The sequence below is a fragment of the Rhodoferax sp. XS2R6 genome (assembly GCF_056521365.1).
The window spans coordinates 268660-294993 of sequence record NZ_JBWMAY010000001.1; the positions used below are offsets into that span (position 1 = coordinate 268660).

Here is a 26334-nt window from a genome sequence, read left to right on the forward strand (position 1 = left end):
TAAACAGAAAACCTATGCTAGATCAACAACTTGCAGGCCAAACCTCAAGAATATTTGTATGTCTGGCCTTAACCTTGGGCCGCCACCCGGTCGGATTTGCTTTGTAACTTGTTCAAAGCGCTCAAATAGGCCTTGGCCGAGGCCACCACAATGTCGGGATCGGCTCCCACACCGTTCACCACGCGCCCGCTGTTTTGCAGGCGCACAGTGACTTCACCCTGGCTCTCGGTCGATCCGCTGATGGCGTTGACCGAATACAAGACCATCTCGGCCCCGCTCTTCACATGGGCCTCAATCGCCTTCAGGGACGCATCGACGGGGCCATTGCCATCCGAGTCACTCTTCACCTCTTTGCCAGCCACCGTGAACACCACCGCCGCATGGGGGCGCTCACCGGTTTCGCTGTGCTGCGACAGGGACACAAAACTGTATTGCTCCTTCTCCAGCGTGACGCTGTCATCGCTGACCAGCGCCAGAATGTCTTCGTCGAAGATGTCGCTTTTGCGATCAGCCAGCTCCTTGAAACGCGCAAAGGCAGCATTGATTTCGGCCTCACTCTCCAGTTGCACCCCCAGCTCCTGCAGGCGCTGCTTGAACGCATTGCGGCCACTGAGCTTGCCCAGCACAATTTTGTTGGCGGTCCAGCCCACGTCTTCGGCACGCATGATCTCGTAGGTGTCACGCGCCTTCAACACACCATCCTGGTGAATACCAGAGGCGTGGGCGAAAGCGTTGGCCCCCACCACGGCCTTGTTGGGTTGCACCACAAACCCCGTGGTCTGGCTGACCATACGGCTGGCGGCCAAGATGTGCTTGGCATCAATGCCCAACTCCAATCCGAAATAGTCCTTGCGGGTTTTGACCGCCATGACAATCTCTTCCAGACTGCAATTGCCGGCCCGCTCACCCAGACCATTGATGGTGCACTCCACCTGGCGCGCGCCACCGATCTTCACACCGGCCAACGAGTTGGCCACCGCCATGCCCAGGTCGTTGTGGCAATGCACGGACCAGATGGCTTTATCCGAATTCGGAATACGCTCGCGCAAAGTCTTGATGAACTCGCCATACAACTCTGGGATGGCATAACCCACGGTGTCGGGCACATTGATGGTGGTTGCGCCCTCGGCGATGACAGCTTCCAGCACGCGACACAAAAAATCCACATCGCTGCGATAGCCGTCTTCGGGGCTGAATTCCACATCCGCCACCAAGTTGCGGGCAAAACGCACGGATTGTTTGGCCTGCTCAAACACCTGGTCTGGTGTCATGCGCAGCTTCTTCTCCATGTGCAAAGGAGACGTGGCAATGAAGGTGTGGATACGCGCGCTGTTGGCACCTTTAAGGGCTTCCGCCGCGCGGGAGATATCACGGTCATTGGCACGCGACAACGAACAAATGGTGGAGTCTTTGATGGTGTTGGCAATCAGCTGCACAGCCTCAAAATCTCCATTAGAACTGGCTGCAAAACCGGCTTCGATCACATCCACCTTCAGACGCTCCAGTTGGCGTGCAATGCGCAGCTTCTCGTCACGGGTCATGGACGCGCCGGGCGATTGCTCGCCGTCGCGCAAGGTGGTGTCAAAAATAATCAGTTTGTCTGCCATACCCGTTCTCCTCATTCTTCCATTCACATGTGCAAGCCGCGTTCTTCGGGCTCGTCGGTTGACGTGCTGATCACGCTGGTGCGCACCCCCCGGGCCCGGCGCACGCCGTACACCACATAACCGCTCACGCCGTACACCACAAACACACCGAACATCACGGTGGGCGGGTCAATATTGATCACCGCAATGCCCAGGGCGATCAGCACGATCACGGCAAACGGTACGCTGCGTTTCATGCTCACGTCTTTGAAGCTATAAAACGGCACATTGGTCACCATGGTCAACCCTGCGTACAGGGCCAAAGTAAACATGATCCACGGCACGGGCAGCGCGAACGCCCCCAGTTCCAACGCGTCAGTCCCCTTCAGGCCACTCTCCGTCAACAACCAGATGAAACCCGCCACCAGGGCGGCAGCAGCGGGTGAGGGCAAGCCTTGAAAATAACGCTTGTCCACCACCGTCGTATTCACATTGAAGCGCGCCAAACGCAAGGCTGCACAGGCACAGTACACAAAGGCCGCAATCCAGCCCCAACGGCCCAAGCCTTGCAAAGCCCATACGTACGAAATCAAGGCGGGTGCCGCACCAAAGGACACCATGTCCGACAAGGAGTCCATCTGCTCACCAAAGGCGCTCTGGGTGTTGGTCATGCGGGCCACGCGCCCGTCCAGACTGTCCAGCACCATGGCACAAAAAACGCCCACGGCGGCTTGGTCAAAGCGACCATTGATGGCCATCACGATTGCGTAAAACCCGCCGAACAAAGCAGCCAGCGTGAACAAATTGGGCAACACGTAGATGCCCTTGCGCCGCTTGGAAATCACAACACCTTCTGTGCCGTTGTCTTTTAAATCAGAACCGTCATGCATGTAGTTTCTCCTCGATCGCAGCAAGACACTCCGGATCCCGTTGACCCAGGACGGCCTCGCGCCACCAACACACACCAGTGTAAGCCAGCCCAAGCCCCCAAAAGCACAAGCCCCACAAAAGGAAAAGGCCACCAAGGTGGCCTTTTCACAGGTCGCGCAAGAATCAGTTGCGGGTTTGGTCAACCAGCTTGTTCTTGGCAATCCAAGGCATCATGGCGCGCAGCTTGGCACCCACAACTTCAATGGAGTGCTCGGACGTCAGGCGGCGGCGAGCGGTCATGCTGGGGTAGCCAGTGCGGCCTTCCAGAATGAACATCTTGGCGTATTCGCCAGTCTGGATGCGCTTCAGCGCATTGCGCATGGCGACGCGGGATTCGGCGTTGATCACTTCAGGACCGGTCACGTACTCACCGTACTCCGCATTGTTGGAGATCGAGTAGTTCATGTTGGCAATGCCGCCTTCGTAGATCAGGTCCACGATGAGCTTGAGCTCGTGCAGGCATTCGAAGTAAGCCATTTCAGGGGCGTAGCCGGCTTCGGTCAGGGTCTCGTAACCCATCTTGATCAGCTCGACCGCACCGCCGCACAACACGGCCTGTTCGCCGAACAAGTCGGTTTCGGTTTCTTCCTTGAAGTTGGTTTCAATGATGCCGGCCTTGCCGCCACCGTTGGCCATCGCGTACGACAGAGCCAAGTCACGGGCCTTGCCGGTCTTGTCCTGGTGCACAGCCACGAGGTGGGGCACGCCGCCACCCTGGGTGTAGGTGTTACGCACGGTGTGGCCTGGGGCCTTGGGAGCAACCATCCACACGTCCAAGTCAGCACGGGGCACGACCTGGTTGTAGTGCACGTTGAAACCGTGGGCAAAGGCCAGCGAAGCGCCTTGCTTGATGTTGGGTTCCACGTTGTTCTTGTACACGCCAGCGATGTCTTCATCGGGCAACAAGATCATGACCACGTCAGCGGCCTTGACGGCATCGTTGACTTCCATCACGGTCAGGCCGGCCTTGCCAACCTTGTCCCAGGAAGCGCCACCCTTGCGCAGACCAACCACGACCTTGACGCCGCTGTCGTTCAGGTTTTGTGCGTGGGCGTGGCCCTGGCTGCCGTAACCGATGATGGCAACAGTCTTGCCCTTGATCAGGCTCAGGTCACAATCCTTGTCGTAAAAAACTTTCATTTTTCTCTCCGAAATAAATATTGGCGAAAAGCGCCCAGTTGCAAAAACTACCCAAGCTCAGGGCGAACGGTAAACACTGTCGCCAAACAATCCCTGCGTGGTGAGCCAGCCGAAGCACACACAGGAAAACCGAAATCAAACCCGCAGAATGCGCTCACCACGGCCAATACCGCTGGAGCCCGTACGCACCGTCTCCAAAATCGCCGCACGCTCGATGGCTTCGAGGAATGCATCGTTCTTGGATTGGTCGCCCGTGAGTTCAATCGTGTAACTTTTTTCAGTGACATCGATGATGCGACCGCGGAAGATATCCGCCATACGCTTCATCTCTTCACGCTCCTTGCCCACCGCACGCACCTTGACCATCATGAGCTCGCGCTCGATGTAGGCGCCTTCGGTCAGGTCCACCACCTTCACGACTTCAATCAACCGGTTCAGATGCTTGGTGATTTGTTCAATCACGTCATCCGACCCGGACGTCTGAATTGTCATGCGGGACAACGTGGGGTCTTCGGTGGGAGCCACCGTCAGGGATTCAATGTTGTAACCACGGGCCGAGAACAGGCCCACTACGCGGGAAAGAGCGCCAGGCTCGTTTTCCAGCAAAACTGCAATGATGTGTTTCATAAATACCGATTCCTCTTTTCGTTGCCCTCCCCGTGCGGCGGTAACCGCACAGCTTGGCAGACAATAGATTCATTCAAAAATGATAGCGATCCGCGCATACTCCATGCGGGCTAGACCCCTATTTCGCTTGTAATCCGGGCTTACAGATCCTCCGAACCCAGCAGCATTTCGGTAATGCCCTTGCCGGCCTGCACCATGGGGAACACGTTCTCCGTGGGGTCCGTGCGGAAGTCCATGAACACCGTGCGGTCCTTGAGCTTGCGGGCTTCGCGCAGCGCGGGCTCTACATCACCCGGCTTTTCGATCAGCATGCCAACGTGGCCATAGGCCTCGGCCAGCTTGACGAAGTTGGGCAGCGCATCCATGTAGCTGTGGCTGTAGCGGCCCTCGTACTCCACCTCTTGCCACTGGCGCACCATGCCCAGGTAGCGGTTGTTCAAGGAGCAGATCTTGATCGGCGTGTTGTACTGCAGGCAGGTCGACAGCTCCTGGATGTTCATCTGCACCGAGCCCTCGCCGGTGATACAGAACACTTCGCTGTCGGGCTTGGCCAGCTTGATACCCATGGCGTAGGGAATGCCCACACCCATGGTGCCCAGACCGCCGGAGTTGATCCAGCGGCGTGGTTCGTCAAACTTGTAGTACTGCGCGGCCCACATCTGGTGCTGGCCCACGTCGGACGTGATGTAGGTGTCCACGTCCTTGGTCATGTTCCACAACGTCTCGACCACGTACTGGGGCTTGATAACGTCGCCATTGCCCAAGCTGTATTTCATGCAATCGCGCTTGCGCCAGCCTTCGATGGTGTCCCACCAGGCGCCCAGTGCGTTCGCATCGGGCTTGGTGCTGCCCTCGCGGATCATGGCGATCATTTCGTTAAGCACGTCTTTCACGTCGCCCACAATCGGAATGTCCACCTTGACGCGCTTGGAAATACTCGACGGATCAATGTCGATATGGATGATCTTGCGTTCGTTCTGCGCAAAGTGTTTGGGGTTACCAATCACGCGGTCGTCAAAACGGGCGCCCACGGCCAGCAGCACGTCGCAGTTCTGCATGGCGTTGTTGGCTTCCACTGTGCCGTGCATGCCCAACATGCCCAGGAACTTGCGGTCGCTGGCGGGGTATGCGCCCAGGCCCATCAAGGTGTTGGTGCAGGGGTAACCCAGCATGTCCACCAGGGTGCGCAGCTCTGCCGAGGCATTGCTCAGCAACACGCCGCCACCGGTGTAAATATAGGGACGCTTGGCCGCCAGCAGCAATTGCAGCGCCTTGCGGATTTGTCCGCCATGGCCCTTGCGCACCGGGTTGTAAGAGCGCATTTCCACCGTTTCGGGGTAGCCGTGGTAAGGGACCTTTTTGAAGGACACGTCCTTCGGGATATCCACCACCACGGGGCCGGGGCGGCCGCTGCGTGCGATGTGGAAGGCCTTTTTCATCACATCAGCCATGTCCTTGGCGTCTTTGACCAGGAAGTTGTGCTTCACGATGGGGCGCGTGATGCCGACCGTGTCGCATTCCTGGAATGCATCCAAGCCAATGGCGTGTGTAGGGACCTGCCCACTGATGATCACCATGGGGATGCTGTCCATGTACGCCGTGGCGATGCCGGTCACGGCATTCGTCAGGCCAGGGCCGGAGGTAACCAGGGCCACACCCACGTCACCGGTGGCGCGCGCATAGCCGTCGGCAGCGTGCACAGCCGCCTGTTCGTGGCGTACCAGCACGTGCTGAATCGTGTCTTGTTTGTAAAACGCGTCGTAAATGTGCAAAACCGCGCCGCCGGGGTAACCCCAGATGTATTTGACGTTTTCGGCTTGCAGGGATTTGATCAGCACCTCCGCACCACGCAGCTCGGGAACGGCGGGGGTAGCAGCAGTGGGAGACTTGGACGCAGAGGATGCCGAAGCGATTTCAGCTTTAGTAATTTCCATGATGAACCTTTGTGAATTTCTCTAACGAAAAACCTTGGGTGCCCCTACGCAAACTCTTGTGGAGTCGTGTCGGGACTTGAGATCCAAGCCATGGGCGCACTGAATATTGCGCCGAACCAGGATCCGTTTGCCTTTTAATTTGCATCCGCATTATCGCACTGGTTTTGCTAGGCCCCTGCGCTCCCTGTGGATCGGGCCGACGCGGTGCCATAATCCGGGCGCGCTCAGCCCTGTTGGCGGCGGCAAACCCGTACTCAAAGGCCCCTACCGCTTGGCTACCGAACAAGAGCTGTCCGATTTTCTGAAAAGCGTCGAAGGGCGGGCCTTCAAGCGCTCGGTCTACCACGTGCGCAACGAGCAGGCGGCACTGGATATCGTGCAAGACAGCATGATGAAATTGGCCGAGCACTACGGGCACAAGCCCGTCAATGAACTACCCATGCTGTTCCAGCGCATTCTGTCGAACTGCACCCTGGACTGGTTCCGTCGGCAAAAAACCTACAACGCCCTGTTTTCGACCATGGGTGACTTCGAGTCATCCAACGAAGACGGGGATTTTGACCTGCTGGAAACCCTGCATTCCGAGAGTGTTCCGGAACAAAACGAAAGTTCCGAGACCCAACTGGAACGGGCACAAACCTTGCGGGCGATAGAAACTGAGATTTTGGAGCTACCGACACGTCAACGCGAAGCCTTTTTGATGCGTTATTGGGAAGACATGGACGTCGCGGAGACGGCCGCCGCCATGGGATGCTCCCAAGGAAGTGTTAAAACACACTGCTCTCGAGCGGTACATGCCTTGGGCGCCGCCCTCAAGGCCAAGGGAATTCGACTATGACAGCCAAACAACACGCCAACCACCGTATCGCCAGCCAGGATGATCTGGGCCGCGCCATCACGTCGCGCCTCCATGAGGCATCCCAGCAACTGCCCCATGACGTGAGCGAACGCCTCAAGGCCGCCCGCATGTTGGCGCTGGAAAAGCGCCGTCAGGCGCAGGTGCGGCTTGCGTCGGCTGTCGTGGCATCGGGCGGCTCTGCAGCCCTGCAGCTGGGTGATGGCTTGCGCGGCAAATGGCGCTTGCTGGGCGCTTGGCTGCCTTTGCTGGCCTTGGTGGCCGGTCTGGTGACCATCGATTTTGTGCAAGACGACTTCCGTGCCCAGGAAATTGCCGATGTGGATGTGGAACTGCTGACCGACGACCTGCCGCCAGACGCCTTTACTGACCCCGGTTTTGCCCAGTACCTGCGACTGAACCGCACTGAGTAAAGATCAACCGCCTCCACCCCAAGACCCATTGCCCCCGCTATGCGCCCGACTGACCTGCGACCCAAGACCTCCCTGCCACTGGCAAGCTGGGGCGTCGTGTGCCTGTTTGCAGCCGTTGCGCCTCTCTCCGTGTTGGCACAAGCCACCGCGACGCCAGCCCCTAAACCCCTCAGCACTCCGCTGATGGCACTGGCCTGGAAAGACCTGAGCGCCGTACAACGCCAGTCCCTCAAACCTCTTGAAAGTACCTGGGACACGCTCAACGACGGCCACAAACGCAAGTGGATTGCGCTGGCGCACAACTACCCCCAACTGGCCCAAGCCGAACAAACCAAAATGCACGGCCGCATGGCGGAGTGGGCAGCCCTCAAGCCACGTGCCCGAGAAATGGCGCGCTTGAACTTTGCGGAAACCAAAAAAGTGACACCCGCCGAGCGTGCCGCCAACTGGGAGGCCTACCAGGCCCTGAGCCCCGAAGAGAAAAAACGCTTGGCCAAAAAGACGCCTGCCAAACCTGCTGGTGCCGCCGTCTCCACCAAACCCCTGCCCCCCAGCAAACTCACCCCAGTGCCTGTAACCCGCCTGTCGCCCGAAACCGACCGGGCCAAGTTCACCGCACAACAGGCGATTGACCCCAACACCCTGTTGCCTTTGACGCCGCCTAAATAACAGGCTGCCAGCCTCAGAGGCCCACAAGCGCCTCTCTACAATCGGGGACATGTCATCCCCCGAATCTTTGCAAGCCGCCGCCTCCCTGTCCCTGGACGCCCCCAGCCTGCGCCGGCGTATGGCCTGCTGGCTTTATGAAGGCATGTTGTTGTTTGCTGTGGCTTTCCTCGCAACCTGGTTATTCAGCACATTGGGCCAAATGCGCAGTGGCATTGATCCGCGACGCCCGCTCCTCATAGCTTTCCTTTTCGTGATCTTTGGGATTTATTTCGTCTGGTTCTGGGCCCATGGTCAAACACTGCCCATGAAGACTTGGAATATCCGCTTGGTGGACCGCCAGGGACGTGCCGTCACCCAGCTGCGCGCCCTGGGACGCTACGCTTTAAGTTGGATCTGGTTTGTGCCGCCAGTCTTGGCCATTGCCTATTTCCACCTCAACGCCGGAGAAATGGTTGTCATCACCTTTGGCTGGATTGCGGTCTGGGCTCTGCTGAGCCGCTTCCATCCACAACGCCAGTTTTGGCACGATGTACTGGCCGGTACCCGACTGGTCACCTCCCTACCCCTGAGCCGCTGAAGCTCTTTTCCCATGGAACCTACTGTGCCAACTGTTGATATGCCGGTGAACCCGCAAAAAGAACGCACCGGGCTGAACCGTGTGTGGCATGCCTTCGGTTATTCACTAGCGGGGCTGCGGGCGGGCTGGGGCGAGACCGCCTTTCGCCAGGAATGCATTGCCGCTTTTGTGCTGGTGCCACTGAGTTTTTGGCTGGGCCAAACCTGGGTGGAAGTCGCCCTGCTGGCGGGCAGCGTGCTGCTGCTGATGGTGGTGGAGCTGCTCAACACCGCCATTGAGACCGCCATCGACCGTGTGGGGCCCGAGTGGCATGGCCTGTCCAAGCGCGCCAAGGATATGGGCAGTGCGGCGGTGCTGCTGAGCCTGCTGGTGTGTGCAGGCATTTGGCTGGCCGCGTTGGGCCAGCGCTTTCTGTAAACGGAGCGTTCAGCGCCGGGCCGCCCCAAGCTGAACACGCCCCCTCGGGGGGCAGCGACCCGCGCAGCGGTGGAGCGTGGGGGCCTTACTAGACTGCCGATTCGTCCTGTTCGCCAGTGCGGATGCGGATCACGCGTTCCACGCTGGTGACAAAGATCTTGCCATCACCGATCTTGCCGGTGTGGGCCGCCTTGACGATGGCGTCCACGCAGCGGTCCACATCTTCGGTCTTCACGACCACTTCCACCTTCACCTTGGGCAAAAAGTCGACCACGTACTCGGCGCCGCGGTAGAGCTCGGTATGGCCCTTTTGGCGGCCAAAACCTTTCACTTCGGTCACGGTCAAACCGGTCACACCGCAGTCGGCCAAGGCTTCGCGCACTTCTTCGAGTTTGAAAGGTTTAACAACTGCGGTGATTTGTTTCATGGTCTTGTCTCTGTAGAGGAATGAACGGGTGGGCAGCGCGGCTCACGCCCGGAACTTACTGGTAATAGGATAACGCCAATCCTTGCCAAAGCTGCGGTGCGTGACACGAATGCCCACGGGCGCCTGGCGGCGTTTGTACTCGTTGATCTTGATGAGGCGCGTCACCTTTTCCACATCGGCCCGCGCGAAGCCGGCAGCGATGATGGATTCGATGCTCTCGTCGTTCTCCATGTAGCGCTCCAGAATGCCGTCCAGCACCTCGTAGGGCGGCAGGCTGTCCTGGTCGGTCTGGTCGGGGCGCAGTTCGGCGCTGGGCGGGCGCGTGATGATTCGCTCGGGGATGGGGCTGGCGCCCGTGCCATACGGGTCGTGCAGATTGCGCCAGCGGCAGAGCTTGAAGACGGTGGTCTTGGCCAGATCCTTGATGACGGCAAAGCCGCCGGCCATGTCGCCATACAACGTGCAGTAGCCCGTGGCCATCTCGCTCTTGTTACCCGTAGTCAGCACAATGCTGCCGAACTTGTTGGACAGCGCCATCAGCAGCGTGCCGCGGATACGGGCCTGGATGTTCTCTTCGGTGGTGTCTTCGGCGCGGCCCGCAAACTCCTTCGCCAGCGAGGCCTTGAAGGCTTCGAACTCGGGCACGATGGAAATCTCGTCGTAGCGCACGCCCATGCGGGCGGCCATGTCGCGGGCGTCGATCCAGCTGATGTCGGCCGTGTAGGGCGAGGGCATCATCACCGCGCGCACCTTGTCGGCACCCAGCGCATCCACCGCCACCGCCAGCACCAACGCGGAGTCGATACCACCCGACAGGCCCAACAGCGCACCGGGGAAGCCGTTTTTGCCAATGTAGTCGCGTACACCAAGCACCAGTGCATCCCACAAATCCGCCTCAGGGCTGCGTTCTGGCTCCACAGATGCTACGATTTTCATAGCATCTTGCGCACGCTCCACGTGGGCTAGAAACAGATTTTCCTTGAAACTGGGCGCGCGACCGGCCACGGCACCGTCGGCGTTCAGCGCAAACGAGTGGCCTTCAAACACCACTTCGTCCTGCCCGCCCACCAGATGGGCATAGACCAGCGGCAGGCCCGTGGCCTGGCAGCGCTCAGCCATCTTGGCCTCACGCTCATAACCCTTGCCCACGTGGAAGGGGGATGCGTTGATAACGGCCAGCAGCTCGGCGCCAGCCTCTTGGGCCAGGCGTGCGGGCTCTTCAAACCACGCGTCTTCACAGATCAGCAGGCCGACCTTGACAGCGTCAGCGCCCTCACCGGCCGTAAACACGCAGACCCCTTTGCCGGGCGTGAAGTAGCGGCGCTCGTCGAACACCTGGTAGTTGGGCAGCTCGCGCTTGGCGTAGGTGGCGATCACCTGGCCCTCGCGCAGCACGCTGGCGGCGTTGTGGCGCTGCTGCACCGCGGTGGAGCGCGTGCGGCTGTCACCGCCCTGGGGGTGGCCCACCACTACGCAGAGGCCTTTTAACCCGGCTAGCTGCCGGGCCACGGCTTTCACGGCATCATCGCAGGCGGCGATAAAGGCGGGGCGCAGAAACAGGTCTTCGGCCGCGTAGCCGCAGATGGAGAGTTCGGGGGTGAGCAGCAGGCGCGCGCCGTCGGCATAGGCCCGGGTCGCCGCATCCACGATTTTTTTGACGTTACCGTCCAAGTCGCCAACGATGAAATTGAGTTGTGCAACGCACAGTGAAAGAGTCATGAACCAGCCAATAGTTGTTCGGGGCGGCGCGATGGGCGCCGCCATGGCGCAGGGTGCGCTCCATGGGTGAAGTCAATTATGTCATCGGGGTCCATGCCTCGGTGCTGGAGGTGGACGCAGCCGCTTGGGACGGCCTGCTGGCCGCACAGGCGCAGCCCAGCCCCTTTATGCGCCACGCCTACCTGGCCGCGATGGAAGAAAGCGGCAGCGCCACCGCCGACACCGGCTGGGCGCCGCACTGCATCACCCTGCACGCGGGCGGCGTGCTGCAGGCGGCCTGCATGGTCTATCTGAAGCACCATTCCTATGGCGAATACGTGTTCGACTGGGCCTGGGCCAGCGCATACCAGCAGCATGGCGTGCCCTACTACCCCAAGGCAGTGATTGCCGTGCCCTTCACACCCGTACCGGGTGCCCGGCTGCTGGCGCGGGATGCCAAAGCACGGGCCGCACTGCTGCGGGCCGTGGTGGACTGGTGCGAAGAGGTTGGCGCGTCGTCACTGCACACGCTGTTTGCGAGCGACGACGATGTACAAGCGAGTGATAACGCAGGCTTGATGCTGCGTCACACAGTCCAATTCCATTGGCAGAACACCGCCCCCGGCTACACCGACTTCGACGCCTTCCTAGCCAGCCTGGCGCAGGACAAGCGCAAGAAAATTCGCCAGGAGCGGCGCAAGGTGGCCGAGGCTGGCGTGACGTTTCGCCATGCGCAGGGCGCCGAGATTTCAGAAGCCGACTGGGACTTTTTCTACCGCTGCTACGAGCGCACCTACCTGGAGCACGGCAACCCGCCCTACCTGAACCGCGACTTCTTTGCGCGCATGGCCCACACCATGCCGGAGAACTGGCTGCTCTTTGTGGCGGAGCGCAACGGCCGTGCGGTTGCTAGCAGTTTGATAGCTATTGACGCATACTCCACCGGTGCTAGCGGTCTAAATGGCACTCAAACCACGCGTGTCGCCTATGGCCGCTACTGGGGCGCGCTGGAGCCGGTGGACTGCCTGCACTTTGAGGCTTGTTACTACCAGCCGCTGCAGTGGTGCATTGCCAACGGCTACCAGCGATTTGAGGGCGGTGCCCAGGGCGAGCACAAGATGGCGCGGGCCCTGCTGCCGGTTAAAACCACCAGCACGCACTGGCTGGCGCACCCCGCCTTTTCGGACGCCGTGGCCCGCTTTCTGGAGCGCGAGGGCCAGGGCATCGGTAACTACCTAGACGACCTAGGCCAGCGCTCGCCGTTCAAGCGGCCGGCCTGACCTGCTGCCACGCAGCTTAGAAGGTTTCCCAGTCGTCGTCCCCGCCGGCTGGGGTGACCTTGGTGCTGGTCTTGGGTACTACCGTGGTGGGGGCATGGGCCGCTGCAGCGGGCTGCACCTTGGGTTTGGCAGCAGGCGCCTTACCGGCGGGTGCATGGGCTGCGACGGGTTTGGCTGCAACTGGCTTGGTATCGCCACGGCGCTCGGGCCCCTTGAAGGCAGGCACCTTGGGCGCGTTGGATCGTACCTGGGCTTTGGGCAGATGCGCTACAGCATGGTGGCCAGCAGGCTCGTTGCCCAGCTTGAACACCGCCACCACCTGCACCAGGTCGTTGGCCTGGCTCTTCAGGCTGCTGGCGGCCGCTGCCATCTCTTCCACCAGCGCCGCGTTCTGCTGCGTGGCCTGGTCCATCTGCGTCACGGCTTCACCCACTTGGGCAACCCCGCTGCTTTGTTCAGAGCTGGCCGCTGAGATTTCTCCCATGATGTCGGTCACACGGCGGATGCTGCTGACAACTTCGGTCATGGTGGTGCCGGCTTTGTCCACCAGGGCCGTGCCTTGCTCCACCCGCTCCACGCTGGTGCCAATGAGGGTTTTGATTTCTTTGGCGGCTTCGGCGGAGCGTCCGGCCAGAGATCGGACTTCGGAGGCGACGACGGCAAAGCCGCGGCCCTGTTCTCCCGCCCGGGCGGCTTCTACGGCGGCGTTCAGGGCCAGGATATTGGTCTGGAAGGCAATGCCGTCGATGACGCTGATGATGTCGGCGATCTTGCGGGAGGATTCGTTGATGCCTTTCATGGTTTCCACGACTTGGCCGACGACTTCTCCACCCTGCACAGCCACCGTCGACGCGCTCATGGCGAGCTGGTTGGCTTCGCGGGCAGAGTCGGCGTTTTGCTTCACGGTGGAGCCGAGCTCCTCCATGCTGGCGGCCGTCTCTTCCAGCGCACTGGCCTGTTGTTCGGTGCGGGCACTCAGGTCGTTATTGCCCTGGGCGATCTCGGAACTGGCGTTGGCCACGCTGTCGGCGCTGGAGCGCACCTGGCGCAGCACGCCTTGGGTTTTCTCCACAAACTGGTTGAAGCCGGCGGCAATGGCGGCCAGCTCGTCATTGCCCGCCGTGGGTATGCGCTGGGTCAGGTCACCCTCGCCCGAGCCAATGTCCTGCATGGCGTTGCGCAGCACCACCAGCCGGCCCAGCAGCTGGGTCAGGAGGGCGCCAATTACCAGCACCGCAATCACAGCAATCGCCACGCTCCAAGCCGCGGCCGACCAGACCAGGGCCGTGACGCCCTGCATGGCTTCTGCGCGGTTCAGGGCCACCAGCAGGGTCCAGCTGGTACCGGAAATCGGCTGGGCATACACAAGGCGGGGTTCACCGCGCATCGTCACCTCGCGCAGGGTGCCGGCCTGGACCAGGGCGTCCAGACCGCCGCCGCCCAGCTCGGGGGCGATCTCGGTGATGGGTTTCATCGCCAGTGCCGTGTCCTCGTGCACCACAATCTTGCCGTCCTTGCCGACGATGAGGCCGTAGGTGCCTGGCGTGGGCCGGATGGAGGCCACATTACGCACCACGCCGTCCATGAACACGTCCAGTGCCGTGACCGCACTCACCTGCGCACCGTCCTTCACCGCCGAGGCAAAGGTAATTACCAGTTTTTTGGTGCCCGCATCCAGGTAAGGGTCGGTCACCACCGGGCCCGACTCCTTGGCCGCCAGTTGGTACCAGGGGCGCGAGGTGGGGTCGTAATCTGGCGGCAGCTCTTGCGGGCTGGAAAAGGCCGTGCGCTTGTCTGCAAAGCCGATGTAGGCGGTGTCCACATCCCCCGCAATCTTGGCCTGCTGGAGAAATTTGATGGGGTCCGCCTCGGGAATGGCGCCCGCAAACGAGATCACCACCTGCTTGCGCGAGGTGACCCAGTCCGCCACGCCCGCCGCGTGCGCGCGGGAGAGGGCCTTGGTCTGCTCCTCCAGAGACTGCAGCGCATGGCTGCGGGCCGTATAGACATTGGTAGCCGACAAAACCAGCAAGCCCGCGGCCACCAGCAGCCCCACGGTTGCCACAATTTTCCCGCGCAGGGAGGTCAAAAAACCAAGTGCCATCGTTTGTGCTCCAGTAAGTTCAGGTGGCCACTGCCACACCGATTTCGGCATTGCCCATCAACAATTCCATGTTCACCACAATCAGCATGCGCTCGCCCACATGGGCCAGCCCCAGGATAAAACGGGCGTCCAGCGCCGATTCGAATTGCGGCGTCGGCTTGATGGACTGGGCGCTCAGCGTCACCACATCCGACACGCCGTCCACCACCGCCCCCACCACACTGCCCCGCAGCTTGAGGATGATGACCACGGTGAAGTCGTTGTAAACAACGTGCGGCAAACGCAGCTTGAGGCGCAGATCCACAATGGGCACGATCACGCCGCGCAGATTGATCACACCTTTGACGAAACTGGGGGAATTCACCATGCTGATGGGCTGCTCGTAGGAGCGAATCTCCTGCACCCGCATGATGTCGATGGCGTACTCTTCGGTGCCCAGACGCAGGGTCAGGTACTGGCCGGAATCAGCATGGGCTGCGGCGCCCTGGGCAGGGCTGTGGTCCAGCATCGATGCGTTTCGTGGCACGTCCATAGGAACTCCTGATCAGGCCCGGCAAACGGGATTCCAACGCCTTGCAATTCATCATACACGCGCACCCCCGCTTCGGGAACCCGGCATTTGCAGTGTCAAAACGGGGCGTCCAGCTTGGGGCTGCGGCCCTTGGCAAACCCTAGCTGGCAGGCCCTGTGGGCACTGCTACCCTGTGCGCAGGAGACCCCACCATGAACACCTTGAGCGGCCTGGACGCCACCTTTTTGTACCTGGAGACGCCGCAGATGCCCATGCATGTGGGCTCGTTCTGTCTCTACGAACTGCCCGACACCCCGCGCTTCAGCCTGCACAAGGCCATCAGTGCCCACATTGGCCAGCGCCTGCACCTGGCCGCCGTGTTCACACGCAAGCTGGGCTTCATGCCGCTGGACCTGGGCCACCCGGTGTGGCTGCAGGCCGGTGAGGTGGACCTGGGCTTTCACATCCGCAAGGTCAAAGGCCGCACTCTGCCGCTGGCGCAAGCCCAGGCCCTGGCGGCCGAGCTGCACAGCGGCCTGATCGACCGCAGCCGCCCGCTGTGGGAGTTCCATGTGTTCGACCGCGTGTTGTGCCCGGACGGCACCGTGTGCGGCGCGATGTACTCCAAGATCCACCACGCCACGCTGGATGGCAAAAGCGGCACGGTATTGACGCAGGCCATGATGGACGTGGGCCCCACACCACGCGCCGTGCCGCCGCCCGACGAGAAGCCGCGCAAGGCGCAAAGCCTCAAAGTCGGCCAGATGCTGGGCGCGGTGTTCTCCGATTCACTGGCCCAGTACGCCAAGCTGGCGCGCGCGCTGCCCCAAGCCGCGCAGGCCCTGGGCAGCACCGTGGCGCGGCAAAGCCTGCAGGGCCAAGGCAGCGGCTTGCGCCCCAAGTCACCCATCACGCTGGCCCCGATGACCGACTTCAACGTGGCGGTGGGCACGGCGCGCAGCTTTGGCACCGCCAGCATTCCGTTTGAAGACTGCCGCGCCATGGCGCAGGCCGCAGGTGGCTCGTTCAACGACATCGTGCTGTGGATTTGCGCCACCGCACTACGCAGCTACCTGGCCCAGCACGGAGGCATTCCGCGCAAACCCCTGCTGGCCGCCATGCCGGTGAGCCTGCGCGAAGAGGGCAATACCGACTACAGCACCCAGGCCTCCATGACCGTGGTGGCACTGGGCACGCACCTGGCCCAGCCGCTCAAGCGCCTGCAGGCCATCATGGACTCCACCGCCAAGGTCAAGACCGCCATGGTGCAGCTCAAGGGCATGCTGCCCACCGACTACCCCTCGCTGTTGGCGCCGTGGATTGTGGGCGGCGTGGCCAAGGCCGCCTTCAAAACCTACAGCGCCACCGGCCTCTCGCACCGACTGCCCATGGTGGCCAACCTGGTCATCAGCAATGTGCCGGGCCCACGCGTGCCGCTGTACCTGGCCGGTGCACGCATGCGCACCTTCCACCCCATGTCCATCGTGGTGCACGGTATTGCCCTCAACATCACGGTGCAGACCTACGCCGGCAGCGTGGACTTTGGGGTGATTGCCGACGCCCAGGCGGTACCCCAGGTGCAAGACCTAACGCAGGCCCTGGTGGCCGCGTTTGAGGAAGGTCGCGCCCTTCTGGGCGCAGCACCCACCGAAACACCAGTCGCCAGGGCGACAAAAAAACAGAGTGGCCCAACTAAAGCCACCGCACCACGGTGGGGCACGGCCGCAAAAGCTGCTACTGTGAAATCCCCTTCAAAAAAACAGCCTGCAAAACGGGCCTGAAATACGTCGTATGGCCAAAGCGCGTGCCCCCAAGGGCGATCACCACCCTGCCCCCAATGCCTGGCTCATGGCCCTGGAACTGCGCGCCCCCTGGGAGCTGTGGTCGGTGCTGCCCAGCTGGCCGGCACTGGCCAAGGCGCCGGTGGGCGATGGGCATCCGGTCATCGTGTTCCCCGGCCTCTCGGCCAGCGACGGCTCCACGCTGCCACTGCGGGCCTACCTCAACAACCTGGGCTACGACATCTCGGGCTGGAACCAGGGCTACAATTTTGGCCCGCGCGCCGGCGTGCTGGAAACCGCCAAGCGCCAGGTGCAAGAGACGGCCGAGGCCAGCGGCGAGGCCGTGAGCCTGGTGGGCTGGAGCCTGGGCGGCGTGTACGCCCGTGAGCTGGCCAAGGAGCTGCCCCAGCATGTGCGCAGCGTCATTACCTTGGGCACACCCTTTGCGGGCTCGCACAAAAGCACCAATGCCTGGCGCCTCTACGAGCTCACCAGCGGCCGCAGCATTGCGCAGGAGGTCGAGAACTTCGACCTGCCGGCCGCGCCGCCGGTACCCACCACCTCCATCTACTCGCGCACCGACGGTGTAGTGGCTTGGCCCGCCAGCCTGCAGGCGCCCAGCCAGGCCAACCCGCACACCGAAAACGTGGAAGTATTTGCCAGCCACATTGGCTTGGGCCTGAACCCCAGCGCCTGGTGGGTGGTAGCCGACAGGTTGGCCCAAACCCCGGGCACCTGGAAGCCGTTTGAACGCACGGGCAAGCTGCAGCAGTGGGTGTTTCCCGACCCCACAAGGCCCTGAGCGTTGCCGGGGCGCCGTTTCAGCGGGCCACAAACACCAAGAGCGCTGCCCCTTACGGGAAAGCGCTCTTTTTTTGATAGCTGCTTGCGCAGTATCTACGGGGGCTAGAGGCCTATTTGACCTCTAAAACCCCGTCGCAGGCCGGTTCAGGCTTGCTGCTTGTTGTAATTGGCAATGCCGTCCATGATTTCCTTCTGCGCGGACTCTGGGCCTTCCCAGCCTTGCACCTTGACCCACTTGCCTTCTTCCAGATCCTTGTAGTGTTCAAAGAAGTGGGCAATGGTCTTCAAGCGGAAGGGGTTCAGGTCTTCCGGCTTCTTCCACTGGCTGTACAGCGACAAAATCTTGTCCACGGGCACGGCCAACACCTTGCCGTCTTCGCCAGCTTCGTCGGTCATCTTCAGGATGCCGATGGCACGGCAAGTCACCACCACACCGGGGATCAGGGGCACGGGGGTGATCACCAACACGTCCACGGGGTCGCCGTCGCCAGAGATGGTCTTGGGCACATAACCGTAGTTGGTCGGGTAGTGCATGGCGGTGCTCATGAAGCGGTCCACAAAAATGGCGCCAGAGTCCTTGTCCACTTCGTACTTCACCGGGTCGGCGTTCATGGGGATTTCGATGATGACGTTGAACGCCTCGGGGACTTTGCTGCCAGGGGTGACTTTGTCGAGGGACATGGAGTTCTCTTAGTGAAGTTAAAACAGAAACCTAGGGATTAACCCGGATTTTACTGACTACACACTTTCGTTTTCCACGTGCTGTCTTCAAAGCACGCTACATTCGGCCCGTTGGCCAATCATCTCCCCTTGCTTTGTAGGGTTGGAGCACTGAGGAAGCAACGCAGCGGGGGCCTCGCTAGCGTTGCTCCCATCTTTGCGAAACAACCATAGAGGAGTATTTCTATGACGGGCAACACAGCGCTGTTTCTGGCGCTTGGCTGTGGTCTCATTGCCGTGGTGTACGGTGTGTGGGCACGCAGCTGGATCCTTTCCCAAGACGCCGGCAATGCGCGCATGCAAGAGATTGCAGCCGCCATCCAGACCGGCGCCGCCGCCTACCTTTCTCGCCAGTACAAGACCATCGCCATCGTGGGCGTGATCCTGACCATCCTGATTGGTATTTTTCTCGATCCCCTCAGTGCCGTGGGCTTTGTAGTCGGTGCGGTGCTCTCGGGTGCTTGCGGCTTCATCGGCATGAACGTGTCGGTGCGCGCCAACGTGCGCACCGCACAAGCGGCCACCAAGGGCATTGGCCCCGCGCTGGATGTCGCCTTCCGCGGCGGCGCCATCACCGGCATGCTGGTGGTGGGCCTGGGTCTGCTGGGTGTCACTGGTTTTTACTGGTACCTGGTACCGGACGGTGTGGTAACCGCCGCCAAACTCAACCCGTTGATCGGTTTTGCCTTTGGCTCCTCGCTGATCTCCATCTTCGCCCGCCTGGGCGGTGGCATTTTCACCAAGGGCGCCGACGTGGGTGCCGATCTGGTGGGCAAGGTCGAAGCCGGCATTCCTGAGGATGACCCGCGCAACCCCGCAGTGATCGCCGACAACGTGGGCGACAACGTGGGCGACTGCGCTGGTATGGCCGCCGACCTGTTTGAAACCTATGCGGTGACCCTGATCGCCACTATGGTTTTAGGAGCACTTCTCGCAAGTGCAGCGGGGGCTACTGCCGTTTTATACCCTCTGGCGCTCGGTGCGGTGTCGATTGTGGCGTCCATCATTGGCTGCTTCTTCGTCAAGGCCTCACCCGGTATGAAGAATGTGATGCCTGCGCTGTACAAGGGTCTGGCCATTGCCGGCGTGTTGTCGCTGATTGCGTTTTACTTTGTGACGCAGTCCATGTTCCCCGCCGCCATCACCTTGACGGACGGCCACGTCTTGTCCGCCAGCAGCCTGTTTGGCGCCTGCACCGTGGGCCTGGTGCTAACGGGTGCGTTGGTCTGGATCACCGAGTACTACACCGGCACACAGTACGCACCGGTGCAGCACATCGCCCAGGCTTCGACCACTGGCCACGGCACCAACATCATTGCCGGTCTGGGGGTGTCCATGCGCTCCACCGCATGGCCGGTGATTTTTGTTTGTATGGCGATCTACAGTGCCTTTAGTCTGGGCGGCCTGTACGGCATCGCCATCGCCGCCACCTCCATGCTGAGCATGGCCGGTATTGTGGTGGCGTTGGACGCCTACGGCCCCATCACCGACAACGCCGGTGGCATTGCCGAAATGGCGGAACTGCCCGCCAGTGTGCGCGACATCACCGACCCGCTGGATGCCGTGGGCAACACCACCAAGGCCGTGACCAAAGGCTACGCCATCGGCTCTGCCGGCCTGGCCGCGCTGGTGCTGTTTGCCGACTACACCCACAAGCTGGACGCGTTTGGCAAACACATTACCTTCGACCTGAGCGACCCCATGGTCATCATCGGTCTGTTCATCGGTGGCCTGATTCCCTACCTGTTTGGTGCCATGGCGATGGAGGCCGTAGGCCGCGCCGCGGGCTCGGTGGTGGTGGAAGTGCGCCGCCAGTTCAAGGAGATCAAGGGCATCATGGATGGCACGGGCAAGCCCGAGTACGACACTGCGGTGGATATGCTGACCACGGCTGCGATCAAGGAAATGATGATTCCGTCGCTGCTGCCGGTGGTGGTGCCCATTGTGGTCGGCTTGGCCCTGGGCCCCGCCGCACTGGGCGGCCTGCTGATGGGCACCATCGTGACCGGTCTGTTTGTGGCCATCTCCATGTGCACCGGTGGCGGCGCCTGGGACAACGCCAAGAAGTACATCGAAGACGGCCACCACGGCGGCAAGGGTTCCGAAACCCACAAGGCCGCGGTCACCGGTGACACCGTGGGCGACCCTTACAAAGACACGGCCGGCCCAGCCGTCAACCCGCTGATCAAGATCATCAACATCGTGGCGCTGCTCATCGTGCCGTTGATGATGAAGATCCACGGCGGCTGAGTTCTCCCCGCTTGCCACACAGGCCCGCCTCGGCGGGCCTTTTGCATGGTGACTGGCAGTTGCCGCTTTGCGCTACCATGCTGCCACAGGCGCGTCTTGCGCCCCTCTCTTGAAGCAAGCCCGTGAAAATACTTGTGATTGACGACCACGCCCTGGTGCGCGAAGGCCTGCACCAGGTGCTCAAGGGTCTGGATGAAAACGTCTCTGTGCTGCAGGCAGGTACCTGCGAGCAGGCGTTTGCCTTGGCAGAAAACCATGCCGATATTGACTTGGTGCTGCTGGACTACCACCTGCCCGACATGACGGGCCTGCAAGCCCTGGATGTGTTTGGCAAAAAACACCCCGAACTCCCCATCGTCATGTTGTCGGGCTCGGCCAATGTGCAAATCATGCGCCAGGTGCTGCAGTCCGGTGCGTCGGGTTTCGTCACTAAATCCAGCCTCAGTGATGAGCTGCTGCACGCGGTGCGCCTGGTGCTCAATGGCGACGTCTATTCGCCCTCCGAGCTGGGCAGCGACTTTGGCGCCCTGTCGTTTGACGGCGCCAATGCCAAACCCCCACTCACGCAGCGCCAGGAGCTGGTGTTGCGCGAGTTACTAGATGGTCGGTCGAACCGGGAGATTGGCAGCTCCCTCAATGTGTCAGAAGAAACCGTCAAGACCCACGTCGCCTCCATCCTGCGCTACTTTGATGTGCAGAACCGCACCCAGGCTGTTGTCGCAGCCGCACGCTGCGGCTACCGCCCCACCTCGGCAGCCTAACTAAAGCTCAGCGGAGTCTTCCACTTCGGCAGCCATGGCCGAGCGGCGCAAGAAGCTGCGCAGCTTGGCTGGGCGCACCGGTTTGTGCAGCAGTGTTAAACCCGCATCCTTGGCCGCCTGAATCAGGCCAGCGTCCGTGTCACCACTCATCAGGCAGGCCGGGATCTCACGCCGCGCATGGGCACGCACCATGGCAATCACATCCAGGCCATTGCGCGCCTCTCCCAGGCGAAAGTCGCTGAGCACCACATCAGGCGCCGCATAAGCGTTCACAAAGTCCAGCGCCTGGGCCACAGTAGCCGCCGCATTCACCACACAGCCCCAAGAGCTCAGCAAGTCACGGATCGCCTCCAGCGCAAAACCATCGTCTTCAATCACCAGCACGCGCATACCCTCCACACCGCCCAGACCCTGGGGCTCGATGGGAAGCAGGGCCGTAGAGGCCTCCACCGCCTGCGCCACGGGCAGGTGGATGGAAAAACGCGTGCCACAGCCCAGAGCCGAGCGCAGCGTGATGCGGTGGCCCAGCAGCTGGGCGGTACGCTCCACAATGTTCAGGCCCAGGCCTAGACCCTGTGCCCGGTCCCGCCCCGAGTTGCCCACTTGGTAAAACTCCCGGAAGATGTCTTCTTGGTGGGCGGGCGAAATACCAATGCCACTGTCTGCCACATCCAGGCGCACCTTGCGGCCACCATCCACACGCCGGCAGACAATCATCACCGTGCCCCGCTCGGTGTAGCGAATCGCGTTGTTAGCGAGGTTCATCACCATGCGCTGCAGGAGCACGGGGTCCGTCATGGCCCAGTACGGGCTGGGGCGTATGCGCAAGCGCAGCCCCTTGCTCTCCGCCAACGGTTGCAGGGCCCTGCGCAGGCTGTGGAACAGCTCCCCCATATTCACCGCACCAACCTGCACCTGTACCGCACCAGCGTCTAGGCGAGACACATCGAGCAGGCCATCGAGCAAATCTTGCATGGACTGCACCGAGGCCTCCAGGCTGGCCACCAGTTGGCGCGTCTGGGCGTCCAGGGGCAACTGCCCGAGCCGAGCCACAAACATGCCCAGGGCGTGGGTGGGCTGGCGCAGGTCATGGCTGGCCGCGGCCAGAAAGCGTGACTTTGCCAGGGTGGCCGTCTCAGCCTCTTCCTTCTTGATTCGCAGCTCGCGCGTGGCGGACTCCACCCGGAACTCCATCTCCTCGCGTCCCCAGGCCAGACGCTGGGCCATCTGGTTCAAACGGGTCTGCAGGTCGTAGAGCGGGTCCGTCGGGCGCGACTCGGAGCTCGGCGTCAGGTCGCCCTCACCAATGCGTTCGATCATGCGGGACACGCGCAGCACCGGTCGCACCACGCCCTCTCCCATCCGGGTGGCCAAAATGCCGCCCAGCACCAGGCCCGCCAAGCCAATACCCAGGGCCAGAACCAGCAACTCGCGTTCACGCGTTACCAAGCGAACACGGGAAACCTCCAGCACCACGTGGCCAAACGCCTCCGGTGCGGCCCCCTGCGCGCCGGGAGAAGGGGAAAACAAATCATCAATGGCCACATTGCCCGAGGTCACATCTTCCACCACCACATCGATGCTAGCGTTGCGCTGGTACTGGGCGTAAGCCGGACTACTGGCCTCTTTAAACCCGTTGTAATGCAGTGCCCCGGAGCTGGCCAGCATGCGTCCATCCATGTCAAACACGGCCACCGAGCGGACATCGGGTTCGCGCTGCAACCCGGCCAAAACCGCCTGCAGGGCGGCCACGTTGCCCGAAAAAATACCGTACTCGCTGGCCAGCGCTACTTGGCGCGCCATCAGGCGTGTGCGCAGGCCATGGGATTCATCCAGGTCCGAGACGCGGCTGGTCCAGAACACCGCAACCAGCGCCAGCACCACCAGGGTGACCGGCACCAGCGCCGCCGCCAACATGCGTGTGCGAATACCAGGAAACATCATGGGCGCCTCTCCATCCGGTGCATGCGTTCATTCAGGGTGGCCTCATCCAGAACCATTCCCAGCGAGCGGGCCACGTGTTCATTCACCGCGACGCTGAATTCCAGCGGGTATTGCGATGCAGGTACAGCCCCCCCCTGCAGCACAGTACGCGCCAGTGCACCCGCTTGCACGCCAATCTGGCGCGGCGTGCTGTACACCGCCAGCAAGGCACCGGCTTTCACGTAGGCAGGAGAAAACGCGATGACAGGCAAACGGGCACGGTAGGTGGCCAACAAGATGTTGGAAATGGTGGCGCTGTTGTACACCTGTGGGTCGGCCACAGCCAGCAGCACATCGGCATCATCCAGCACGGATTTCAGACCGGAAAACAGCGTAGTCGACGCCGTCACACTGCCAGCCACCACGTCCATGCCACGCGCCTGTGCCGCGGCCAGCAAGGTCGCTTGCTGGGCTGTCGACTCCGGGCCCCACAGCACCCCCACGCGCCGGGTTTCGGGCAAGACCAAGCGCATCAAATCGAGTTGCCGCCCAAAGGGCTGGTCCAGGTACACGGCCAGTGCAGGCGCAGTCGTCTTGCCAGGGTTGTCACGCAACAAACGCTCAAAACCCAGGCGTGGAATCAGGGCCGACACCAGCGCGGGACGCCCCTCGCGTTGCAATGCACGGGCCAAAGCATCCGACCCCAGCGTGATCCAAACTTTGGCACCTTGTGCAGTCCCCAGGTCACCAGCCGCCAGTTCTGATGCATAGAGTTGGACAATATCCGTACGGCGCACCCCCAAACGCACCAGCTCCGCCACGGCCGCCTGGCTGGCATCGGTGTAGCTGGGGCTGCGCTCACTGCTGAGGACCAGCACCTCGGCGGCAGAAACCAAGCCAGCACTCCACAGCGTCCAGCCGAGCAAGATGCCACCAAGCGTGCGTGCCAAGCCCATGCGTCAGTGGTCCACCCGCAACGACACAAAGGCGCGGCGGTCGAAGAAGAATTTGCGGTCACCGTCCCGGTAGGGTTGGTCCAGGTTTTGGACTGTAAATGCGATCTCGCCTTTTCTGCGACCTAGATTAAAGGCTTTGCTCACGCGCACGTCGGTTCGTCCCATAGAGTAGGCGGGGTCACCCGCCTGGGCCGACATCAACGTAATTTGTTCCGTACGCTGGTGCATCAAAGTGACAGCCACGCGATGGCTGAACTCATGCATCACCATCAGAGAGCCCGCAAACTTTGGCGCGCTGTAGGTGGTGCGGTAGGCCCGATTGGGCAACACGGTATCGCGAACATCAATCTTGGTCCAGCCGCCACCGGTAAACACACGCGTCGATGACCCCAACTTCAGATCCAGCTGGTACTCCATGCCCACGATGTCGACGCGCTCTTTCCCCAGATAGACCTGGGGTGATCCTTCGTTGTGGCGAATCCCATCGGTGATGTGCTCAGCAAAAACACGAACGTCCCCATTCAGGGGCAGACTCCTGAGAGAGAAGTTGTAACCCAGCTCTTCCGTCTGCAACTTCTCCGCGCCCAAAGTACCTGGGTTCAAGGTGAAATAGGGGGTGCTCAGTGTATGAGTCGGATTCCAATAGTGGCGTGCCGCATACTTTTCATAGGCACTTGGTGGCCGAAACGCAGTCGAAACCCCTGCACGCAGCGTGTGTCCCGGCCACGCCTGCCAGTTCGCCATCACCCGGGGCGAGAAGGCATCGCCACCCAGACTGCTTCTCTCGGCCAGCGCACCAAAGTTCAGCACCCAATCAGGGGCCGCTCGCCATTCCAACGTCCCAAACACGCGGCCAAACTGCGATGAAACGGTGGTGTCATTGCCGAAATTCACGGATGAAGAGACAGACTCATGCCGGAACTCCGCCCCCATCACCGACCGCAAACTATTGGAGTGCCGGTTGGTCGTTTCTACCAACAAGGCGTCATTCGTTTCCGTGCCACCGGCAACAAAAGACCAGCCGTAATAGGCAGATCCGGGGTCCAGAAATGGAAAACTGTCCTGAAGATCAAATGTCGTACGTGATACGTGCACCTCGACGTCTTGGCTGTCACTGACCGCATTGCGCCAGTTCAGTTGGGCATGCTGCGATCCCATGAAACGCGTCCGCTTCATGTTTCCATATTCCGTGGGGTCAAAGGAGCCCCGGCCCGCGTTAACCCCCACACTGCCGAGGCGTACTTCCAGCTCCTGGCCTGCCGCCGGGAACAGCAGCGCGGCCGCATTCACGCGCTCAATTTGATTCTTGCCATACGCGCCACGCAATCCATCGTCTGCTCTTCGATCCACACTGAGACTGAACAGTGCATCCTGATCGCCCCATCCCAGGTAACCTCCGGCATCCTGTATTCCATTTTCGCCAACCGACATCTGCACACTGGAACCCACGCGCTCTCGAAGCGGTTTGGAAATAATGTTGATGACCCCCAAAAATGCCCGGGCTCCATAGGTTGCAGAGTTCGACCCACGCAGGACTTCAATGCGATCAATGTCCTCGATGGCAAGCACCTGCAGTCCGAGCCCCGTTGAGCCCTCCATGTGCCCAAAATACACGGAGCGCCCATCAACCATCACTTGGATGCGGTTGGCAAAATCATCAATCCGCCCATGGTAGGTGGCCATGGGGGCATCCGTTTCAAACGATGTCGTCGTCTGGAATCCCGGAACAAACCGCAACAGGTCCACCACGTCTCGCGCTCCGGAATTGCGAATGAACTGCCGGTCCAGCACGGTCACTGCCCCTGGCGCTTCGTCCAACGGCTGGGCCAACCGGGATACCGACAGGACCACAGGCACCTCGCCCAAAAAGTCGCGCTCGCTCACCGCGCTAGCCGAAGAACCACTTTGGGCTCGGGCCGTCACGCAGGCAAGTGTTAACAATAGGGGTAAAAGTTTGGAGGACATGGTTT

23 protein-coding genes are annotated in these 26334 nt (G+C 61.3%); 10 read left to right on the plus strand and 13 right to left on the minus strand.

Annotation, left to right across the window (positions count from 1 at the left end):
- Nucleotides 1-68 precede the first annotated feature (68 nt).
- From AC097A_RS01295 to AC097A_RS01315, 5 genes are all read right to left on the minus strand, one after another.
- Entirely contained in the window at nucleotides 69-1607 is a 1539-nt protein-coding gene (locus AC097A_RS01295) for a 2-isopropylmalate synthase (protein ID WP_315494833.1), read from the minus strand.
- Nucleotides 1608-1630: 23 nt separating this feature from the next.
- Nucleotides 1631-2476, minus strand: coding sequence for a CDP-diacylglycerol--serine O-phosphatidyltransferase (gene pssA / locus AC097A_RS01300; RefSeq protein WP_105259630.1), 846 nt, complete (start codon nucleotides 2474-2476; stop codon nucleotides 1631-1633).
- A gap of 163 nt (nucleotides 2477-2639) precedes the next feature.
- Nucleotides 2640-3656 (minus strand): ketol-acid reductoisomerase, encoded by a 1017-nt coding sequence (gene ilvC, locus AC097A_RS01305; RefSeq protein WP_310345922.1) that lies wholly within the window; start codon nucleotides 3654-3656, stop codon nucleotides 2640-2642.
- A 135-nt stretch (nucleotides 3657-3791) separates the two neighbouring features.
- The gene (ilvN, locus tag AC097A_RS01310; RefSeq protein WP_105259632.1) at nucleotides 3792-4283 is read right to left on the minus strand and encodes an acetolactate synthase small subunit; all 492 of its coding nucleotides are present in this window, start codon (nucleotides 4281-4283) and stop codon (nucleotides 3792-3794) included.
- Nucleotides 4284-4423: 140 nt separating this feature from the next.
- Nucleotides 4424-6217, minus strand: coding sequence for an acetolactate synthase 3 catalytic subunit (locus AC097A_RS01315; protein WP_105259633.1), 1794 nt, complete (start codon nucleotides 6215-6217; stop codon nucleotides 4424-4426).
- 271 nt (nucleotides 6218-6488) lie between these two features.
- Between AC097A_RS01315 and AC097A_RS01320 the strand changes: the two genes are divergently transcribed.
- The 5 genes from AC097A_RS01320 to AC097A_RS01340 are packed head-to-tail and all read left to right on the plus strand — an operon-like array spanning nucleotide 6489 to nucleotide 9149.
- Nucleotides 6489-7055 (plus strand): RNA polymerase sigma factor, encoded by a 567-nt coding sequence (locus tag AC097A_RS01320; protein ID WP_105259634.1) that lies wholly within the window; start codon nucleotides 6489-6491, stop codon nucleotides 7053-7055.
- Nucleotides 7052-7486 carry a DUF3619 family protein gene (locus tag AC097A_RS01325; protein WP_105259635.1) on the plus strand — a complete coding sequence of 145 codons (435 nt, stop codon included), beginning with the start codon at nucleotides 7052-7054 and terminating at the stop codon, nucleotides 7484-7486. Before AC097A_RS01320 ends, AC097A_RS01325 begins: the two co-directional genes overlap by 4 nt.
- 39 nt (nucleotides 7487-7525) lie before the next feature.
- Nucleotides 7526-8155, plus strand: a complete 630-nt coding sequence (locus tag AC097A_RS01330) for a DUF3106 domain-containing protein (protein WP_479619466.1) — start codon at nucleotides 7526-7528, stop codon at nucleotides 8153-8155.
- Between the two features lie 49 nt (nucleotides 8156-8204).
- Nucleotides 8205-8732, plus strand: coding sequence for an RDD family protein (locus tag AC097A_RS01335; RefSeq protein WP_479619467.1), 528 nt, complete (start codon nucleotides 8205-8207; stop codon nucleotides 8730-8732).
- A gap of 12 nt (nucleotides 8733-8744) precedes the next feature.
- The gene (locus AC097A_RS01340) at nucleotides 8745-9149 is read left to right on the plus strand and encodes a diacylglycerol kinase (RefSeq protein WP_479619468.1); all 405 of its coding nucleotides are present in this window, start codon (nucleotides 8745-8747) and stop codon (nucleotides 9147-9149) included.
- A gap of 88 nt (nucleotides 9150-9237) precedes the next feature.
- Here the strand turns inward: AC097A_RS01340 and AC097A_RS01345 are convergent, their stop codons facing one another.
- Together AC097A_RS01345 and AC097A_RS01350 are read right to left on the minus strand one after the other, a co-directional pair.
- Complete coding sequence (locus tag AC097A_RS01345; protein ID WP_094478505.1) at nucleotides 9238-9576, minus strand: P-II family nitrogen regulator; 339 nt, start codon at nucleotides 9574-9576, stop codon at nucleotides 9238-9240.
- 42 nt (nucleotides 9577-9618) lie between these two features.
- Nucleotides 9619-11295, minus strand: a complete 1677-nt coding sequence (locus AC097A_RS01350; RefSeq protein WP_479619469.1) for an NAD+ synthase — start codon at nucleotides 11293-11295, stop codon at nucleotides 9619-9621.
- A 62-nt stretch (nucleotides 11296-11357) separates the two neighbouring features.
- Between AC097A_RS01350 and AC097A_RS01355 the strand changes: the two genes are divergently transcribed.
- Entirely contained in the window at nucleotides 11358-12554 is a 1197-nt protein-coding gene (locus AC097A_RS01355; protein ID WP_479619470.1) for a GNAT family N-acetyltransferase, read from the plus strand.
- 16 nt (nucleotides 12555-12570) lie between these two features.
- On the opposite strand, the gene AC097A_RS01360 is transcribed toward AC097A_RS01355, so the two are convergent.
- Nucleotides 12571-14658 (minus strand): methyl-accepting chemotaxis protein, encoded by a 2088-nt coding sequence (locus AC097A_RS01360; RefSeq protein WP_315494826.1) that lies wholly within the window; start codon nucleotides 14656-14658, stop codon nucleotides 12571-12573.
- A gap of 19 nt (nucleotides 14659-14677) precedes the next feature.
- Complete coding sequence (locus AC097A_RS01365) at nucleotides 14678-15190, minus strand: chemotaxis protein CheW (RefSeq protein ID WP_479619471.1); 513 nt, start codon at nucleotides 15188-15190, stop codon at nucleotides 14678-14680.
- Nucleotides 15191-15381: 191 nt separating this feature from the next.
- Here AC097A_RS01365 and AC097A_RS01370 point away from each other — a divergent pair, with 191 nt between their 5' ends.
- Together AC097A_RS01370 and AC097A_RS01375 are read left to right on the plus strand one after the other, a co-directional pair.
- The gene (locus AC097A_RS01370) at nucleotides 15382-16950 is read left to right on the plus strand and encodes a wax ester/triacylglycerol synthase family O-acyltransferase (RefSeq protein WP_479619472.1); all 1569 of its coding nucleotides are present in this window, start codon (nucleotides 15382-15384) and stop codon (nucleotides 16948-16950) included.
- 10 nt (nucleotides 16951-16960) lie between these two features.
- Complete coding sequence (locus tag AC097A_RS01375; protein WP_479619473.1) at nucleotides 16961-17752, plus strand: esterase/lipase family protein; 792 nt, start codon at nucleotides 16961-16963, stop codon at nucleotides 17750-17752.
- 146 nt (nucleotides 17753-17898) lie between these two features.
- On the opposite strand, the gene ppa is transcribed toward AC097A_RS01375, so the two are convergent.
- Complete coding sequence (gene ppa / locus AC097A_RS01380) at nucleotides 17899-18435, minus strand: inorganic diphosphatase (protein WP_105259644.1); 537 nt, start codon at nucleotides 18433-18435, stop codon at nucleotides 17899-17901.
- A 225-nt stretch (nucleotides 18436-18660) separates the two neighbouring features.
- Between ppa and AC097A_RS01385 the strand changes: the two genes are divergently transcribed.
- Together AC097A_RS01385 and AC097A_RS01390 are read left to right on the plus strand one after the other, a co-directional pair.
- Nucleotides 18661-20724, plus strand: a complete 2064-nt coding sequence (locus AC097A_RS01385) for a sodium-translocating pyrophosphatase (RefSeq protein WP_315494823.1) — start codon at nucleotides 18661-18663, stop codon at nucleotides 20722-20724.
- Between the two features lie 122 nt (nucleotides 20725-20846).
- A complete protein-coding gene (locus tag AC097A_RS01390) occupies nucleotides 20847-21485 on the plus strand; it encodes a response regulator transcription factor (protein ID WP_105259646.1) in 639 nt (212 codons plus the stop codon).
- On the opposite strand, the gene AC097A_RS01395 is transcribed toward AC097A_RS01390, so the two are convergent.
- From AC097A_RS01395 to AC097A_RS01405, 3 genes are read right to left on the minus strand one after another with little or no spacing between them, the layout of a single operon-like run.
- Nucleotides 21486-23429: a hybrid sensor histidine kinase/response regulator gene (locus AC097A_RS01395; protein ID WP_105259647.1), complete on the minus strand. Its 1944-nt coding sequence runs from the start codon at nucleotides 23427-23429 to the stop codon at nucleotides 21486-21488.
- Entirely contained in the window at nucleotides 23426-24358 is a 933-nt protein-coding gene (locus tag AC097A_RS01400; RefSeq protein ID WP_479619474.1) for an ABC transporter substrate-binding protein, read from the minus strand. Before AC097A_RS01400 ends, AC097A_RS01395 begins: the two co-directional genes overlap by 4 nt.
- A 9-nt stretch (nucleotides 24359-24367) precedes the next feature.
- The gene (locus AC097A_RS01405; protein WP_479619475.1) at nucleotides 24368-26329 is read right to left on the minus strand and encodes a TonB-dependent receptor plug domain-containing protein; all 1962 of its coding nucleotides are present in this window, start codon (nucleotides 26327-26329) and stop codon (nucleotides 24368-24370) included.
- Between the last annotated feature and the right edge of the window lie 5 nt (nucleotides 26330-26334).